15 protein-coding genes are annotated in these 16,629 nt (G+C 61.6%); 8 read left to right on the plus strand and 7 right to left on the minus strand.

Features of this window, described 5'->3' with window-relative positions:
• Positions 1-23 precede the first annotated feature (23 nt).
• Genes WJU18_RS13385 through WJU18_RS13400 form a run of 4 tightly spaced genes read right to left on the minus strand, consistent with a single transcriptional unit; the run spans position 24 to position 4,286 of the window.
• Entirely contained in the window at positions 24-989 is a 966-nt protein-coding gene (locus WJU18_RS13385; RefSeq protein WP_423460528.1) for a tripartite tricarboxylate transporter substrate binding protein, read from the minus strand.
• Entirely contained in the window at positions 986-2,194 is a 1,209-nt protein-coding gene (locus WJU18_RS13390) for a CaiB/BaiF CoA transferase family protein (RefSeq protein WP_423460529.1), read from the minus strand. The genes WJU18_RS13385 and WJU18_RS13390 overlap by 4 nt, the downstream gene beginning before the upstream one ends.
• The gene (locus WJU18_RS13395; protein ID WP_423460530.1) at positions 2,191-3,093 is read right to left on the minus strand and encodes an enoyl-CoA hydratase/isomerase family protein; all 903 of its coding nucleotides are present in this window, start codon (positions 3,091-3,093) and stop codon (positions 2,191-2,193) included. Before WJU18_RS13395 ends, WJU18_RS13390 begins: the two co-directional genes overlap by 4 nt.
• Complete coding sequence (locus WJU18_RS13400) at positions 3,090-4,286, minus strand: CaiB/BaiF CoA transferase family protein (protein WP_423460531.1); 1,197 nt, start codon at positions 4,284-4,286, stop codon at positions 3,090-3,092. Before WJU18_RS13400 ends, WJU18_RS13395 begins: the two co-directional genes overlap by 4 nt.
• Before the next feature lie 36 nt (positions 4,287-4,322).
• On the opposite strand from WJU18_RS13400, the gene WJU18_RS13405 reads away from it, so the two are divergent.
• Genes WJU18_RS13405 through WJU18_RS13415 form a run of 3 tightly spaced genes read left to right on the plus strand, consistent with a single transcriptional unit; the run spans position 4,323 to position 6,804 of the window.
• Positions 4,323-5,129, plus strand: a complete 807-nt coding sequence (locus WJU18_RS13405; RefSeq protein ID WP_423460532.1) for a FadR/GntR family transcriptional regulator — start codon at positions 4,323-4,325, stop codon at positions 5,127-5,129.
• Positions 5,126-5,923: a CoA-transferase subunit beta gene (locus tag WJU18_RS13410; protein WP_423460533.1), complete on the plus strand. Its 798-nt coding sequence runs from the start codon at positions 5,126-5,128 to the stop codon at positions 5,921-5,923. Before WJU18_RS13405 ends, WJU18_RS13410 begins: the two co-directional genes overlap by 4 nt.
• Before the next feature lie 11 nt (positions 5,924-5,934).
• A complete protein-coding gene (locus tag WJU18_RS13415) occupies positions 5,935-6,804 on the plus strand; it encodes a CoA transferase subunit A (protein WP_423460534.1) in 870 nt (289 codons plus the stop codon).
• An 88-nt stretch (positions 6,805-6,892) separates the two neighbouring features.
• Here the strand turns inward: WJU18_RS13415 and WJU18_RS13420 are convergent, their stop codons facing one another.
• The 3 genes from WJU18_RS13420 to WJU18_RS13430 are packed head-to-tail and all read right to left on the minus strand — an operon-like array spanning position 6,893 to position 11,733.
• Positions 6,893-8,563 (minus strand): AMP-binding protein, encoded by a 1,671-nt coding sequence (locus WJU18_RS13420; protein ID WP_423460535.1) that lies wholly within the window; start codon positions 8,561-8,563, stop codon positions 6,893-6,895.
• A 54-nt stretch (positions 8,564-8,617) separates the two neighbouring features.
• The gene (locus WJU18_RS13425; RefSeq protein WP_423460536.1) at positions 8,618-10,768 is read right to left on the minus strand and encodes an acetate--CoA ligase family protein; all 2,151 of its coding nucleotides are present in this window, start codon (positions 10,766-10,768) and stop codon (positions 8,618-8,620) included.
• Positions 10,765-11,733 (minus strand): Bug family tripartite tricarboxylate transporter substrate binding protein, encoded by a 969-nt coding sequence (locus WJU18_RS13430; protein WP_423460537.1) that lies wholly within the window; start codon positions 11,731-11,733, stop codon positions 10,765-10,767. The genes WJU18_RS13425 and WJU18_RS13430 overlap by 4 nt, the downstream gene beginning before the upstream one ends.
• A 166-nt stretch (positions 11,734-11,899) precedes the next feature.
• On the opposite strand from WJU18_RS13430, the gene WJU18_RS13435 reads away from it, so the two are divergent.
• The 5 genes from WJU18_RS13435 to WJU18_RS13455 are packed head-to-tail and all read left to right on the plus strand — an operon-like array spanning position 11,900 to position 16,619.
• Positions 11,900-13,066: a thiolase domain-containing protein gene (locus WJU18_RS13435; RefSeq protein WP_423460538.1), complete on the plus strand. Its 1,167-nt coding sequence runs from the start codon at positions 11,900-11,902 to the stop codon at positions 13,064-13,066.
• 5 nt (positions 13,067-13,071) lie between these two features.
• Positions 13,072-13,479: a Zn-ribbon domain-containing OB-fold protein gene (locus WJU18_RS13440; RefSeq protein ID WP_423460539.1), complete on the plus strand. Its 408-nt coding sequence runs from the start codon at positions 13,072-13,074 to the stop codon at positions 13,477-13,479.
• Positions 13,476-14,651: an acyl-CoA dehydrogenase family protein gene (locus WJU18_RS13445; protein WP_423460540.1), complete on the plus strand. Its 1,176-nt coding sequence runs from the start codon at positions 13,476-13,478 to the stop codon at positions 14,649-14,651. The genes WJU18_RS13440 and WJU18_RS13445 overlap by 4 nt, the downstream gene beginning before the upstream one ends.
• Positions 14,648-15,808, plus strand: a complete 1,161-nt coding sequence (locus WJU18_RS13450) for an acyl-CoA dehydrogenase family protein (protein WP_423460541.1) — start codon at positions 14,648-14,650, stop codon at positions 15,806-15,808. The genes WJU18_RS13445 and WJU18_RS13450 overlap by 4 nt, the downstream gene beginning before the upstream one ends.
• The gene (locus WJU18_RS13455) at positions 15,765-16,619 is read left to right on the plus strand and encodes a MaoC/PaaZ C-terminal domain-containing protein (protein ID WP_423460542.1); all 855 of its coding nucleotides are present in this window, start codon (positions 15,765-15,767) and stop codon (positions 16,617-16,619) included. The genes WJU18_RS13450 and WJU18_RS13455 overlap by 44 nt, the downstream gene beginning before the upstream one ends.
• Positions 16,620-16,629 lie beyond the last annotated feature (10 nt).

Raw genomic sequence — 16,629 nt, forward strand, 5'->3', positions numbered from 1 at the left:
GTTGGTTCTTCAGGGTACGGGCGCTATTCGGCCTTGATGCCTTGCTGCTTGATCAGCTTGTTCCAGCGGTCGGTGTCTTTCATGAGCAATTGATGCAGTTCTTCAGGAGGCGATCCCGCCACTTCAAAGCCTTGTTGGCTGAGCGCGGCGTCGCTTTCGCGCAAGGCCTCGCGCACAGCGGCATTCATCCGGTTGATCAGCTCGCTTGGCGTACCGCGCGGCGCGAACATGCCATACCAGATGTTTCCATCTATGCCGTCGAACCCCCGTTCCGAAAGGGCTGGCACCTCCGACAGGAGCGGCGAGCGCTTGTTGCCGGTCACGGCCAGGGGAACCAGTTTGCCTGTGCGGGTGTGCGTGGCGGTCACGATGGCGGTGAGGGGGGCCATGTCGATCTGGCCGCCAAGGACATCCGTCAGCTGCTGGGCGGAACCCCGGTACGGGATATGCATCAGATGCGTGTTTGTGCGGACTTTGAACAACTCGGCCGCCAGGTGGTTGGGTGTGCCGTTGCCCGGGCTGCCATAGGTGAGCTTGCCGGGCGACTTGCGGGCGGCCGCCACCAGTTCCTCGATGGTCTTGATGCCGCTGCCAGGGTGGGTCACGAAAACGAGCCGGTTCCAGCCCATGAGCATGACCGGCGCGAGATCGTTGATGGCGTTGAACGGCGGCTGGTTGGTCAGCACGCCATTCATGGCCAGGCTGCTGGCTGCGATCAGAAAGGTGCCTCCATTGGGCGCGGCGCGCACCACGGCTTCCGTGCCGATGTTGCCCGATGCGCCGGTGCGGTTTTCCACCACCACCGTGCGTCCCAACCGCGCCGAGAGCTTGGGGCTGATGGTGCGGGCCAGCAGATCTGGCGTGGAGCCGGGTGTGGTGGGCACGATCAACCGAAGAGTGCCGTCGGGAAAGTCCTGGGCAATGGCGTTGGAGACAGGAAGCTGCAAGGCTGCAGCCAGCAAGGTCAACGCATGGCGTCTTGAAATCATGAATGTCTCCTGTGATCTTGTGAATGGCAGATGGCGGCGCCCGAGCTCATCAATTGATGGACTTGCGTGTCGTCCAATCCGAGTTCGGTGCGCAGAATGTCGTCGGTGTCGGCCCCGAAGGCGGCGGCCGTCTGGCCCGTGGGCGGGCGTACGTTTCCGAAGGCAAAGGGCAGGCGCGTTGTCAGGAAGGATCCCGCGGCATCCTGCACGGTGGCAAAACTGTCCCTTTGCGTGAACTGGGGATCTTGCTGCACTTCGCGCAAGCTCCGGTACTTGGCGCACGGCACGCCATGGGCGGTCAAAATGCGCTCGCACTCGTCGGCATCGCGCTGGCGAGTCCAGTCCTCGATGCGGGCCATGAGCATGCCCCAATGCGCGAAGCGGACCCCTTCGTTGGCCAATTCCGGTTCGTCACGCCACTCGGGGTGGCCCAGGGCATCGCACAGGTTGAGGAAGTTGCGCTGATTGATCGGGGTGACCAGCACCCACCCGTCGCGGGCCTGCATCGGCCGGTAGACCGGCCGGTCCTGCTGCTTGGTTTGTTGCGCGTTCTGGAACTCATACGGCATCACGTTCAGCACGCTGTCCATGAGATTGACGTCGATCACGGTGCCTTCACCCGTGGCCTGCCTATGCAGGAGCGCGGTCTGTATGGACATGGCGGCAAACATGGCGGTCAGCATGTCGGCCAGCGGTATGGAGGCGCTCATCGGCCTACCGTTCGCGTCGCTGCCGAGCGCGAGGTCGAATCCGCTGGCGGCGTGCACCACCGGCGCATAGGCCGGCCTGTGCGACCAATCGCTGGCTTGCCCGAACCCGGAGATTGAGCAATACACCAGCCTCGGGTGCTTCGCGCGCAACTCGGCTGCTCCCAGACCCAGGCCCGCCATCACGCCAGGGCGAAACGCCTCCACGACGACATCGGCTTCGGCCACCAGGCGCCGCGCCAGGTCGAGCCCGGCGGCTTGCTTCAGGTTCAGCGCCATGCAACGCTTGCCGGCGTTCAGGTGGCCGAAGAAAGTGCTGCTGCCGTCACGCAGTGGCGGGCGGTGCCGCATGTGGTCGCCCTCAGGGGGTTCGACCTTGATGACGTCGGCGCCCAGGTCTGACAACCAGCGCGTGCAGTAGGGGCCGGCGATCATGGCGGAAAAATCCACCACGCGGATGCCTGTCAGCGCGCGGGCGGGGCTGCTGGCTTGCGTCATGCGGCGCTGCCAGCTTCTGGTTCACCCGCGTCTTTCCCGAAGCGCGATTCGCGCCCATGGGTCGCGGCCCGCACGCCTTTCTCGCGCCGCTGCTTCATGAAGTTGTATTCGTCCTCCTCGTAGCGGATGTTGGTCGAAAGGGCGTGCATGACGTAGCCATGCGTGAACTGGCTGGTCATGCCCAGGGAGTCCAGGGCCATGTGGGCGGCTGCCTTGCCGATGGCAATGGCATCGCGCGGCAGGCCGGTGATCCTGTCGGCCCATTCCTCTCCGGCGGCTTCGAGTTGGTCATCAGGAACCACCTTGTTGACCAATCCCATCTGAACGGCTTCCTGTGGCGCCAGCACATTGGCGATCAGCAGAAGCTCGCGGGCTTTCTTGGGGCCTGCTGCCATGATGTTCCAAGCCGTCATGTAGGCCGCTCCCGCCAGGCCTGCCTTCTGTTCCGGGTGGCCCATGCGCGCCGCTTCACTGGCAATGGCCAGATCGCAGGCTTCCACCACGTGCAGGCCCGCACCGACGCAGTAGCCGCGAACCAGGGCCAGCGTGGGCTTGCTGCAATACAGCAGATCACGGAATTGCTGCAGATGGCGGCGGTCAAAATTCAGCCGGGCGCGCTGGCTGGGGCGGCGGCCCTTGCCGCTGGGGTCGAATCCATACTCGCTGCCCACTTCCGCAAGGTCGTGGCCAGCACAGAAATGGCCGCCATCGCCCCGGAACACCACGACACGGATGTCATCGTCGCGTTCGGCGTCGGCCAGAAGATCCATCACCCTGTCGAACGCGGCATAGGTGAGCGCGTTTCGCTTGTCGGGGCGGTTGAAGGTGATGTAGGCCTTGCCATCCTTTTTCTCGTAGAGAACGGATTGCGTGGCGATGTCGTTGCTGGTGTCGGTCATGCTGGGCGGGTGGTAGTGGAAAGTTCGGCGCGAATGGCTTGGGCGTCCGCATCGGCCAGGGGAGGGGCAGAGGCGGGCGTCAGCATCGTTCCGTTGAAGCGGGCCGGATAGCGCGGTACACGCATGTCCATGCCTGCGGGCGAGGGAATCTCGTGATAGATGTGGTTGTGCGCCACCTGCGGGTCGGCCAGATGCTGGTCCAGCGACATCACGGGCGCGACAGGCACATCGTGCGGTTCAAAGACTTTCAGCCAGTGCGCCGTCGGCTGCGTGGAGAGAATGTCGTTGAGGTTTCTGTAGAAGAAATCGATCATCTCGCCGTGGTTCTTGATGGCGATCATCTGCTCTTTCAGCTCGGAACGGCCCACCGCCTTGAGCGTGCGGGAGAGCTGCCCTCCATTGACGGGGGTGACGATGAGGTGGCCGTCTGCCGTGCGCACGACGGGGTTGAACGGCGTTTTCCAAGGCGTTGTATCGCCCACGAAGGTACGGTGCTGCGCCATATCGCTGAAGTTGAAATACGCCGCCACATCCAGCATGGGCAGCGAGACGTGGCTGCCTTTTCCTGTGCGCCCCCGCTGCACCAGCGCGGCCAACACCGCCTGCGCCCCGTAGGCGGCCACTACTTTGTCGACCACCCAGTAGGCGGCGAGCGTGGGCGCTTCTCCTATGCGCTGCAGATCAGCAATGCCCGTATAGCCCTGAATGAGGGAGTCATATGCAGGCGCATGGGACATCGGGCCGCTCTCTCCGAAACCGGTGATCGACAGGTGCACCAGTTTCGGGTTCAGCGCGTCCAGCACGTCATGCCCCAGCCCGAGAGAAGCTGCCACATGGGGGCGCCAGTTTTCTACCAGCACATCGGCATCCGAGACGAGTTGCTTGAGCGTGCCGAGATCGGCGGGCTGCTTCAGATCCAACACGATGCTTCGCCGCCCGCGGTTGCAGACAGACCAGAGAGCGCTCCAACCGTTGACCTTGTGCCCGAAGCCCCGGAATCCGTCGCCTCCCGGAGGCTCTACCTTGATGACATCTGCGCCGAGATCCGCCAGGGTAGTGGCCGTGAGCGGTCCGGTCATGTAGCTGCTCAAGTCGACCACGCGAATTCCGGCCAATGGGCCGGAGTGGCGAGGGTCTTCAATCTTTGGGGTTTTTAAGTTTGTTGGGTGATCCATTGATGTATTATGGGTCATCCAAAAAAGAATCGTCAACCGGAAGATTGAAAATCCATGACAACCAACTCTTCTTCTCCTGGACGGCCGAAGCAGAAGAGCCGTGCCTCCAGCGCGGCCGAAAAAATCAGATTTCAGCCTGTTTCAGGCCATCAGCCAGCCAGCGAAATCATGGAGCAGGTGCGTGCGATGCTTCGATCGCAGAAGTTGCGCGCTGGCGACCGGTTACCCACTGAGCGGGAGTTGTCAGCTCAGTTTGAGGTCAGCCGCAACTCCGTGCGGCAGGCGCTGCGTTCACTGCAGGAGCAAGGCCTTCTGGAGACGCAACGGGGCCCCACGGGCGGGGCGGTGATCCGTGGCAACGGCGCGCTTTCGGTGGAAACCGTCTTGTCTGATCTTTTCTCGCTTGGCACCATTCGCCCGCAAGACCTGACTGAGGTTCGTATCCTGGTGGGTACCGAGGTCGTGCGCCTGGCATGCGCCCGGGCCAGTGACGCCGACTTTGCTCTTCTGGAATCGAACGTGGCTGCCGCTGAGGAGGCTGTCCGAGTAGGTGATCTGGCGCTTCGAACCGCGTTGAATCTGGATTTTCATAGGTTGCTCGCCCGTATGACGAGCAATGCGCTGCTGGTGGCCATGGCTGATGCGGTGACCGGCATCACCGGGCAGTTTGTCAGCGAGATCGAACGCACGCCGAACCGATACGTGATGCCGTTCCGGCGGCGATTGATACGCCAGCTGCGCGACCGCGACGCCGAAGCTGCCACACGCGAAATGAAGCGCCACCTGCAACAGCAGGAAGTGCTCTATCTCAAGGCCCATGCCCGCACGCAGGCCTCCCGACAAGCCAAGGAAAAATCATGAGTGATCCGCATTCTCCACCCAGTACCTCTGAACTGCTCGCTGTCTTGCTGGCGCGCGATCTTGCCGATGGAGAAAAGGCCATCGTCGGCACCAACTCCGATATTCAGGTGGCTGCTTGCAATCTGGCTCGGGCGACGCACGCGCCGCATCTCTGGTGGGTATCCGGGCCGGGAGGCATGGTCAATCCGGTTCAGGACAAGCTGCTGCCCACGGCGGGCTACGCCAATATCGCGCCGTCCGAAGCTTTGCTTGATCTCCCGGACATGATCGATTTCATCGACTGGAAGGTGCATTTCTTCGATTTCGCCATTCTCAGCGTGCTGCAGGTGGATCGCCATGGAAACATCAACACGGCCGTGGTGGGGCCGCAGCAGCGGCCCCGCTTGCGAGGCCCGGGAACCGTGGGGATCAGTGCCCTGTGCGGCCTGTCGCGCAGGTTCTATGTGGTCGTGCAAAGACATGACCGTCACACCTTCGTGCCACAAGTGGATTTCATTTGCGGGGCCGGTTTCCTGAGCGGCGGCACCTCTCGCGAAGAGGCCGGTTTGCCGCCGGGCGGACCACGCCTGGTGGTTTCTCCGCTCGGGGTGTTTGATTTCGAGCCCGCCAGCAAGGCCATGCGAGTGCGCTCGCTGCATCCTGGGGTGGCGTTGCAGCAAGTCCAGGACAACACCGGATTTGACGTGCTGTGCGAAGGGGTGCCCGCCGTGACGGAGATGCCGTCATCGGAAGAGCTGTCGCTGCTGCGGCAGAAAGTGGATCGTCATGGCGTGCTGCGGCCGTCTCAACGTTGAGGAGTACAAAAATGAAAAGCAAGATCATCTCCATGGAGCAAGCCGCCGAATGGGTGAAAGACGGCAGCAGCCTGGGCTTGGGCGGCTGGATTTTCAATAGCCAGCCCATGGCTCTGGTGCGGGCGCTCGTGCGCCACTGCGCGAAGGAGCTCACGTTGGTGCCTTCTCCCGGGTCCATGGCGCCGGATCTGCTGATCGGCGCGGGCCGGGTCAGGAAAACCTTCTGCGTATTCATCAGCTTCGAGCAATACGGCTTGGCGCCGCATTTCCGCCGCGCGGCGGAGAACGGGACGATCGAAGTGACGGATATCGACGGCCCGGGCTTTGCGGGCGGATTGCGCGCCAGCATGGGGGATCTGCCGTGGATTCCCATCCCCGATCTGGGCACTGACTTGCCCCGGCACGCGCCCGAACAATACCGGCCATTGCCAACGGGGCCTGGGGAAAGGCGGCTTATCGCCACCATGGCCATCAAGCCGGACGTCTGTTTTATCCACGCACAGCAGGCGGATGAACTGGGTAATGTGCAGTTTCTGGGCTCTCCGTTCTTTGACGTTATGCTGGCCCAGGCCTCGCGGAAGGTGGTGGTATCCGTTGACCGGATCGTTTCCACCGAGACCATCCGCAGGTCCAATCACCTGACCAAGCTGCCTTCAGCGTTGGTGGATGCCGTGGTTCATGTCCCCTTCGGCGCGCATCCCACCGCCTCGCACGGGGTATACGAGGCCGACGATGCGCAACTGCGCGCTTACGTCAAGGCCAGTACGAAGGCGGATGCTTTTGTGCGTTGGCTCGACAACTACGTTCATACACCCACATCGCACGCCGCGTATCTTGACTGCATGAGCGGCGCGGAAATGAGTGCTCTCGCTGTCAATTGATCCTCGGCGGTCCTACTCCCTCTCCCTCTGGGAGGGGGTTGGGGTGAGGGCTTTCACAGCGACTGATCCGAATGGCTTCCTACGGTGCTCAAGCCCGCTCCCGCTCCGGCTTCACAAAAGGCTGAGGCTCCAGCTTTCCATCCGCAATCAATTGCCGCAGCGCAAACTTCTGGATCTTTCCTGAGGTGGTGGTCGGAAACGCCTCCACGTAGTACCACCGCACAGGCGCTTTATAGCCGGCAAGGCGTTCACGGCAATACTGGAACAGCTCTGCCGCATCGGGTGCGGCTGCATCCGGGTGCAGCCGTATGACGGCAGCCACCACTTCGCCCCATTGGGCATCCGGTGCGCCAACCACATTCACCTCATGTACGGCGGGGTGTTTATGCAGAACGTCTTCGATCTCCCGGGGGTAGATGTTCTCGCCGCCGCGAATAATGCAATCCTTCAACCGGCCCGTGATGCGCAGGTAACCCTGCTCATCCATGGCCGCGATATCACCGGTGCGCAGCCAGCCGTCTTCAACCATGGCTGTGTCGGCGCCTTCGGGCAGGTTGTAGTAACCGTGCATGACCTGGTAGCCCCGTACCCAGATCTCGCCTGGCTCGCCAAGCGGGCGCACGGCGCCTGTGGCTGGATCAGCAATCTTCAACTCGGCGTGAGGGGAGGGCTGGCCAATGCTGCTGGTCTGCCGCTCCACGGAGTCGTCAGGCGAGGTTTGGCAGACCACGCCATTCAACTCGGTCTGGCCGTAGTTGATGGTGAACCTGCAACCCATTTCCTCGCGCGCGCGGCGCACCATCCATTCCGGCACCAAGGAGCCGCCGCTCATGACCGTGCGCAGCGAAGTCAAATCGCGCCGGGGCCGGTCCGGGTGCTCGAGCATCCGTATGACCATGGTCGGTACGCCGTGTATGTGCTGAACCCGCTCCTCCTCGACGATGCGCAACATGTCGCCTGCATCGAAAACCGGTTGAAGCACGAAGGTGCCGCGCGAACTCATGGCGCCATAGTGGCTGCCAGCGCTGCCTCCCACATGAAAGAGGGGCATGGCCGTCGCCCAGACCCCTCCGTCGGGAAAGGTGGCACGTTGGGCGGCGAAATGGGAGGTGTTGATCAGGCCCAGGTGGTGCAGCCGGGCGCCCTTGGGCTTTCCCGTGGTACCCGAGGTGAACTGAATCTGGATCACGTCCTGGGGGGATACCTGGGGCAATGGGATGGAAGGATCGCTGTCGGCGCTGAAGCTGTCCCACAGTGAGAGATCGAAGCTCATGCGCAACTCAGGCAGACTGGGGCGCAGCCCCGCCACCACTTCCGACATGTCAACCCCTCGGTAGGAAGGCGCATGAAAGATGCCTGCCGCCCCCGAGGTGGACAGCACATGGTGTACTTCCGCGCCCAGATAGGCGGGATTGACGGTCACCAGCACAAGACCTGCCAGGGCGGCGGCGTGCTGGAGCAGTACCCACTCCGCGCAACTGGGCGACCACACCGCTACCTTGTCGCCCGGTTGAAAGTGGCACAGCAGGGCACGGGCCGAGCGTTCGCCTGTCTGCAGCAACTGTGCGTAGGTCCAGCGGCGGGTGGGCTGCGGCGGCAGAGGTGCCTCCACGAAGCCGGTGCGGTCTGGCACTTCCGCTGCCAATTGACGCAGCAGATCGCCGAAGGAGATGTTCATCAGCGCTGCGGAGTGGTCGGCTTCCCAGTGAGAGCAAGTCAGTTTGACGTTGCGCGGCACGATGGTCGTTCCTTGGCTCATGTGATCTTCATTCTTATGGTGACTATCTTGAATTTTCTGCCGACCACGCTTGCGTCATACATCAGGAGAGCGCAGGGCAATCAGTGCGTCCACAGCGATGGTGCGGCCGTTGGAAATCACCAGTGGATTGACGTCAAGCTCATCGACGATGCCGGAATGATCCGCCAGAAACTCGCTGACACGCACTACTGTCTCGGCCACTTCCTCCAGATTGGCGGCTGGCGTGCCGCGGAAACCGTCAAGAAGAGCGCGTCCGCGCAGTTGATTCAGCATATCGTGGGCCTGAGCAAGCGTGACGGGCGCCAAGGCGACTACGCTGTCCTTGAGGAGCTCCACAAAGACGCCGCCCAGCCCCACCACGACAGTGGGGCCGAACTGGGGGTCGCGCCGCCCGCCCACAATCAATTCCAGGTCTCGCCGGATCATAGGTTGCACCAATACGCCATCAATGTGCGCATGGGGTGAGTGTGCGCGAACGCTGGTCATGATGGCATCGTACGCTTCACCTACAGCCTTGGCCGAGCGAAGATCCAGCTGAACCCCACCGGCTTCGGTCTTGTGCGGGACGTCAGGTGACTGGACCTTCAACACCACGGGATACCCGAAGTTTTCTGCAGCGTCGGCTGCGGCCTGCGCACTCTGTACAAGCCGTTCGGGCACTACAGGGACGCCATAGGCGTTCAGCACATGCTTGGAAACGCTTTCAGTCAACGTTCTGCCGGTATGAGCTTCCTGTGCGAGCGCTTGAGCCGCCGCAGGGTCGCTGAGACGAGTCTTTTGTTCTGCTTGACGAGACAGGCGTTGGCCATACAGGTGCCAGGCACGCAAAGCGGCCATGCAGCGGTCGAGGGAGCGAAAAAGCGCTAGATGAGGACTGGCTTCCACTTCCATGGCACCTGGTCCGTCCATCCACTGAGAAAGCCAGACACAGCAAATGGGCTTCCCGGTTTCGCGGCCGACGGATTCGAGTGCCAGCAGGCGTTGAGTACCTGGTGGATAGGCGTACGGGTGGGGAAGTACGAGCGCGCCGTAAGTATCGCTGTTCAGCATGGCCCGCGCGCATTCGGGCAGTGACTGCGGGTTGGTGAGAATCTGGGCCGTGACGTCGCAGGGGTTGCGCGAAGAGCCGAATTCAGGAATGTGCGAGCGAAGAAGGGCTTCGACCTCAGCGGAAGGCTGGGGAAGTGGGACTTGATGCAACTCCGCTTTGTCTGCCACCATGATGGCACCTCCACCGGAAGTCGAGAGGGCAGCGACACCTGTGCTGCGAGGTTGGCCTGCCTTGGCAAAGAAAGCTGCTGTTTCGATGAGTGCTTCGAAGTCGTCAACTTCGATGATTCCTGCGCTTTCGAATGCGGCCCGGTATACGGACGCCGATCCCGCCAGGGAGCCCGTGTGCGACATGGCCGCTTGCATGCCTTCCTCACCCGTGGCGATCTTGTGCACGATCACAGGTTTTCCAGCGCGTGCAGCCCGGCGGCCGGCCTCCAGCAGGCGTTGCGGATCGGCCATGCCTTCGAACAGGCACGCGATGACCTTGCAATCAGGGGCATCGGCGAGGTAAGCCACCTGGTCGGCTACATCCACGTCGCAGGAATTTCCGCCCGTGAGGACGTGAGAGAACGCGTAGCCGTGCCGGGCGGCTTGGGCCAGCGCCAGGCCCAGGCCGCCGGACTGGCTGACCAGCCCGATCGACGACGATCGAGATTGCGCAAGTTCTGGAGCCTCGGCAAAGGTTAATCGCAGGCGGCCGCTATCGGACAGAATTCCTATGCAATTCGGGCCGAGAATCCGCATGCCGCTTTGTCTCGATAGCTCCGTGAGCTGCTCCTGCAGGATCCGGTGTTCGGCTTGCCCGGTTTCCGCGTAGCCCGATGCATAGACGATCGCTCCGCGGACACCCTTGCGCGCGCATGCACTGGCGACTTCATGTACAGCATCTCGGGGTACCGCAATGACGGCGCAGTCCACGGCCTCGGGCAGAAGGTCAATGTGGGCCAGCACTGCAGGCGAACTGTCCGGGGCGGTTTTCGCTGCTAGCTTGGGATTGATCATCCAGACCTGAGCACCCGAGTCGAGCAGGTTTTGCGCGGTGCGTGCGCCAAAAGAGCCAGGCTTGGACGAAAAATCAACGATCGCGATACTGCGAGGTTGGATGAGCGGCCAGAGTTCGGCCGCGCCGTAAAGGCTGCGGCTGGAGGTCATTGGGGTTTGATTCCCAGGGTGTTTACCAGGTCAGACCAGGTTTTCATATCGGTGCGGATATCCTGTGAGAATTCCTTGGGGCCACGCCAATGCACGACCAGATCGCGGTCACCCCAATCGCGCTGGAAATCCGGGTCCTGAGTGATGGCGTGAGCGGCTTCGGACAGCCGATCCAAGATAGGCTGGGGGGTCTTCGCTGGCGCGAAAAATCCCAACCAGATCCCTGGCCATTTGTAACGGGTCAGCCCTTGCTCGGGCAGTGATTTGACTTCTGGAAGAGCGGGGATCTGCCCGGTGGAAAGCGAGCCGAGTGCCTTTACCTTGCCGCCCTTAACCTGCTGCTTGACGGTAGGGATGGAGAAAAACCCCCCTTGAATCTGGCCTCCAATGACGTCGGTCATTGCAGCGGACTCGCCTTTATAGGCCACAACGGGGAGATTGAGCCCATTGTCTTTCAGCAGAGATTGGCTGAAGACGTCTCCGGTGGACCCGGAGGCGTAGGTTCCAAGGGCCCAGTTCTTGGATTTCTTGGCTTCCGCGATGAACTCGTTCATGTTATTTGCCTTCACCGACGGATGAGCCACAAACACCAGTCCGGTCGTTCCGAGTTGGCCTACGGGGGCGAAATCACGCACGACGTCGTAGGGAATGGAAACCGAGAGGGCAGGTACCTGGACGTGCGTGCCGCTGGTGAACAGCAGGGTGTAGCCATCGGGTTCCGCCTTGGCTACCGTGTTGGCGCCTAGCTGGGTGTTGGCTCCCGGGCGGTTGTCAACCAGCACGGGTTGACCCAGTTTTGCCGAAAGACGGAGGGCAAAAGTCCTTGCCCAGACGTCGGTCCCGCCACCGGCAGCGAAGGGAACGACGATCTTGATCGGCTTGTCGGGGTAGGCGGCTTGGGCCCCCATGCTGAGGAGGGCGACAGCTAACAGGATACCGCGACGGGTGGTGGTGACGATGTTCATGGTAGTCTCCATATTCATTGGATCACCCATTCTTATTGGGATTGGATTCGATGTCAACAACTGGCCCATCAAACAGTCGGATATTCGCGGAAAAATTGTCTTAAGTGAGATGCGTACGCATAAAATGGGTCATCCAAAAAATGCATGACGCAACGAAAGGACTCACTTGAGCATCAACGGTAAGGCTTACCTCGTCGGCGCGTACGAGCACCCGACGCGTGAAGCGAAAGACAAATCGCTCGCGCAACTTCACGCAGAAGTTGCGAAGGGCGCACTGGAAGACGCGGGACTGAGCCACCGCGATGTCGATGGATTCTTCTGTGGTGTCGACTCTCCCGGGCTTGGGCCGATGTCGATGATCGACTATCTTGGCCTGCGGGTTCGGCACCTGGATTCCACGGATATCGGAGGGGCTTCCTACTTGTCGCATGTGAACCATGCTGCGCAGGCCATCGCTGCGGGCAAGTGCAATGTGGCGCTGGTCACACTGGCAGGCAAGCCGCGCTCCAGTGGATGGAGCGGAACGCAAGCGCGCACGTTCGGCGACGAAGCACCGGATGCCGCCTTCGAGTACGCCTATGGCATGGGGACCGCCAATGTATACGCCATGTCCGCCAAGCGGCACATGTACGAGTACGGTACGACAAGCGAGCAACTGGCATGGATCAAGGTGGCTGCTTCGCATCACGCCCAACACAACCCGAATGCCATGTTGCGGAAGGTGGTCACTGTCGAGGATGTGGTGAACTCGCCGCTAGTGGCAGACCCGCTTCACAAGCTGGATTGTTGTGTAGTCAGCGATGGCGGGGGCGCCGTGATTCTGGCGCGCCCGGAGATCGCCCGCTCCCTCAAGCGCCCGGCGGTCAAGCTGATCGGTGCGGCGGAGTCCCTCAAGGGGTTGGACGGTGGCGACGTCGATGTGACTTATTCCGGTGCGGCCTGGTCTGGGGCCAGAGCGTTCGAGGAGGCGAAAGTCACCCCATCCGACATCAAGTACGCATCCATTTATGACAGTTTCACCATCACGGTGCTGTTGCAACTGGAGGATCTGGGGTTTTGCAAGAAGGGCGAAGGCGGTAAGTTTGTGGCTGACGGAAACCTGATTTCCGGTGTGGGGCGCCTTCCCTTCAACACCGACGGAGGCGGGTTGTGCAACAACCATCCCCGCAACCGAGGTGGAATGACCAAGATCATCGAGGCGGTTCGTCAATTGCGCGGCGAAGCCCACCCCGCGGTTCAAGTGCCCAACTGCAACATCGCCCTGGCCCAGGGGCTGGGCGGCTTCCTGGCGGGACGGCACGGCAGTGCAACGCTGATCATGGAAAGGGAGTAAGAGAAATGACTACTATTGCACAGGATCGGGAGCTTCCTTCGCCAGCGATCACGCCCGAGAATCAGGCCTATTTCGACGGCACGGGCAAAGGCGTGCTGATGCTGAAATACTGCGACGCTTGCGAGCGCTTTCACTTCTATCCACGGGCTATTTGTCCGCACTGCTTCAGTGAGCGCACGCGTTGGGTTGAGGCCAGCGGCAAGGGGACCATCTATACCTTCAGCGTGCTGCGTCTCGGGACGCCCACTCCTTTCGCGCTGGCTTATGTTCAGTTGGATGAAGGTCCTCGCATGATGACCAACCTGGTCGATTGTGATCTGGATGCCCTTGAAATCGGCATGCCCGTGCGCCTGGTATGCAAACCATCTGCCAACGGCACGATGATTGCCATGTTCACTCCGGTGGCATCATGAGGGTAGAGAGCGAAGCATTGCAGGTTCTGCGCCAGGAAATCCGCACATTCCTGGACACCGAGCTGGATCAGGAGTTTCGTGCGCGTTTGCGCCGTGGGGAGTTTCCCAAACGGGACGATCTCGTGTCCTGGCAGCGAAAGCTGTCCGGGAGGGGTTGGGGGGCACCCAATTGGCCGAGGGAGTTCGGTGGCGCAGGCTGGAGCGATTTCGAACAGCTGGTCTTCCTGGAGGAGTGCTCTGCCGCTCCGGCGCCCGCACCGCATGTCTTCAACATCACCATGCTGGGGCCGGTGCTGATCAAGTTTGGATCGCAGGTGCAGCGCGAGCTGTGGTTGCCCAAGCTGCTTTCGGCCGAGGTGCTGTTCTGCCAGGGCTTCTCCGAGCCCGGCTCGGGTTCCGATCTTGCTTCGCTGCGTACAGCAGCGGTGCGCGAAGGCGATGAGTACGTTGTCAACGGACAGAAGATTTGGACCACTTCGGCTCACTATGCCGACTGGATCTTCTGCCTGGTGCGCACCAACCCTGATGCCAAGAAGCAACAGGGCATCTCCCTTCTGCTTATCGATATGAAGTCTCCCGGCGTGACCGTCCGGCCGATCATTTCGATCGATGGGCGCCACAGTCTCAACGAGGTTTTCTTCGACAACGTGAGGGTTCCGGCCGCCAACCTGGTGGGTGAAGAGAACCGGGGATGGGATTACGCCAGGTTTCTGCTGGGCAATGAACGAGCCAGCATTGCAGGGGTAGCGCGCACCCGCGAGCGGCTGGCTTATGCGCGGGAACTGGCTTCCCGTACGACCAGAAACGGCGGGCCGTTGTCCGATGACCCGGAGTTCCGATCGCGCTCCTTGCGGCTCGAGGCTGAACTGGAGGCGCTGGATCGGACGCAGTACCGTCTTTTGGGCGAACAGTCTGCGCCGGCTGAGCGGGTCGCGGGTGCTTCTGTCCTGAAGGTCAAGGGCACCGAATTGTTTCAGCGAACCATGGATCTTCTGACCGATGTGGCGGGTACGACTGGCTTGCGGCTGCCCGGCGAGGCCGGCTTTGATGAGGATCCCCGCGAACCTCTCGGCGTTTCTCACCTCTATTCGCGCGCGGCATCCATTTATGGCGGTGCCAACGAAGTCCAAAAGAATATTCTGGCGAAGCATGTCTTCGACACCACACCATGACGGAACTTTCTCGTGAAGACAGCGCATCGCTCGCCGAGGCGCTGCGCAAGGCGCTACAGGAACAGTATGCATTTGCAAGCGGGCGCAAGCTGGAGTTGGCAAACGGACCTGGGCAATCCCCTGCAGTTTCGGCGCTGCTGTCTGGGTTGGGTCTGAATGGATTGATGCTGCCTGAGATTCATGGGGGCTTCGGTGGTGGCGTGGCGGATCTGCAGCGCGTGCAGCGCGAACTTGGGCGCGCTTTGGTCGTGTCCCCCTGGTTCGATTCCATGTTGGCCGCACAGGCTGTTCTGCTGGCCGGCACGCCTGGGCAGCAGCGCGAGCTTTTGCCCGCGCTGGTAGAGGGAAACTTGTCCATTGCCCTTGCATTGGATACGGGAACGGCTTTGGATGGGGCTGGGCAGGTGGTCACGGCCGGGCAGGAGAATGCTGTGTGGCGTCTCAAGGGGACGCGGAGCAGCGTATTCCATGCAGGCTCTGTTGATCAGTTGCTGGTGCCTGCGACGGCATCAGATGGCAAAGTGGGCTGGTTCCTGGTGCCGGCGAAGCAGGCCGAAGTGCGCCAGCGTGCCCATCGTCTCGTCGATGGCAGTTGGACCGCGGAGCTGGCGTTCGACGGCGCTCAAGGGGAATACCTGGGTTCTCCGGAGATCGCGTCGCAGGCAACGGCGTCGCGCTTGATTCGTCTGTTGTCCATCGCGGGACGATGCGCAGAGGCATTGGGGGCTGCGGAGGCTGCATTGGAGATGACGGTGCAGTACCTTCGGACGCGCAAACAGTTTGGCCAGGCGCTGGGTGACTATCAAGCGCTGAGGCACCGCGTGGCCGAGATGTACATTGCCCTGGAACAAGCCCGTAGCGCGGTGGAGCTGGCCGCGGAGGCTGTTCAGGCGAAAGATCCAGGCGAAGCCAGCCGTCGTTCGGCCCAGGCTCAGTTGGTGGCCTCTGAGGCGGTGACCTGGGTGCTTCAGCAAGCCATTCAGTTGCATGGCGGCATGGGCATGACGGAAGAGCTGGCGGTCGGCCACTACTACCGGCGTATGCTGGTATTGAATGCCCTGACCGGTGGTGTTTCGGGTGCCTTGGCGAATCTTTTCAAGAGGAGGCATCCGCGTGACGATCGATCCAGATCGGCTGCGATCGCTTGTGCTGCCTGACGTCGAGCAGCACTACGATCAACGCGACGCCTTATTCCATGCCTTGAGCGTTGGTTTCAGTTCAGCGTCACCCGATCCTCGAGAGCTGGATTTCGTCTACGAGAAGCGCATGAGGGTCTCACCGTCACTGGCGCTCACATTGTGCTTCCGTTCCTTGTCCAGCATGGATATAGGAGTCGATTACAGCAAAGTAGTGCATGCGGCGCAGGCCCTTCATGTCCATGGTGCATTGCCTCCGTCGGGGACCATTGTCTGCAAGACGCGGATTGCGGAAGTATGGGATCTGGGCGCATCCAAAGGGGCTTTGCTGGAGCTGGATCGCGAACTGCACGAGAAATCCAGCGGCGTGTTGCTGGCAACTACTCGGATGTCCGCGCTGTGCCGTGGTGATGGCGGGTTTGGTGGAGAGGCAGCGCCTGTGCGCGAGGCTTGGAAGGCCGATGGCCCGGCGGATCATGTCTTCACATGGAAGACGCTACCCGAGCAGGCCGCGCTCTATCGTTTGCAGGGCGACATGAATCCCTTGCACATTGATCCGGAACGAGCGCGCGCCGTGGGATTCGAGCGCCCCATCCTGCATGGACTGGCTACTTTCGGCGGATGCGTACGCGCCCTCCTTGCCACCGCGTTGGACTACGAGCCGACGCAGCTTGAGTCATTGCAAGGCCGTTTTACCGCTCCTGTCTATCCGGGAGAGACATTGAGCGTAGAGATCTGGCGCCGAGGGCCAGGCTCACTCGCGTTCCAGGTACGTGTGCTGGAACGTCAATTGCTGGCCATCAAAGACGGAACAGCGTCAGTGCGGCTCTGATTTCAAGGGC

The organism is Ottowia sp. VDI28 (assembly GCF_049532675.1).
GTDB lineage: Bacteria > Pseudomonadota > Gammaproteobacteria > Burkholderiales > Burkholderiaceae_C > Ottowia.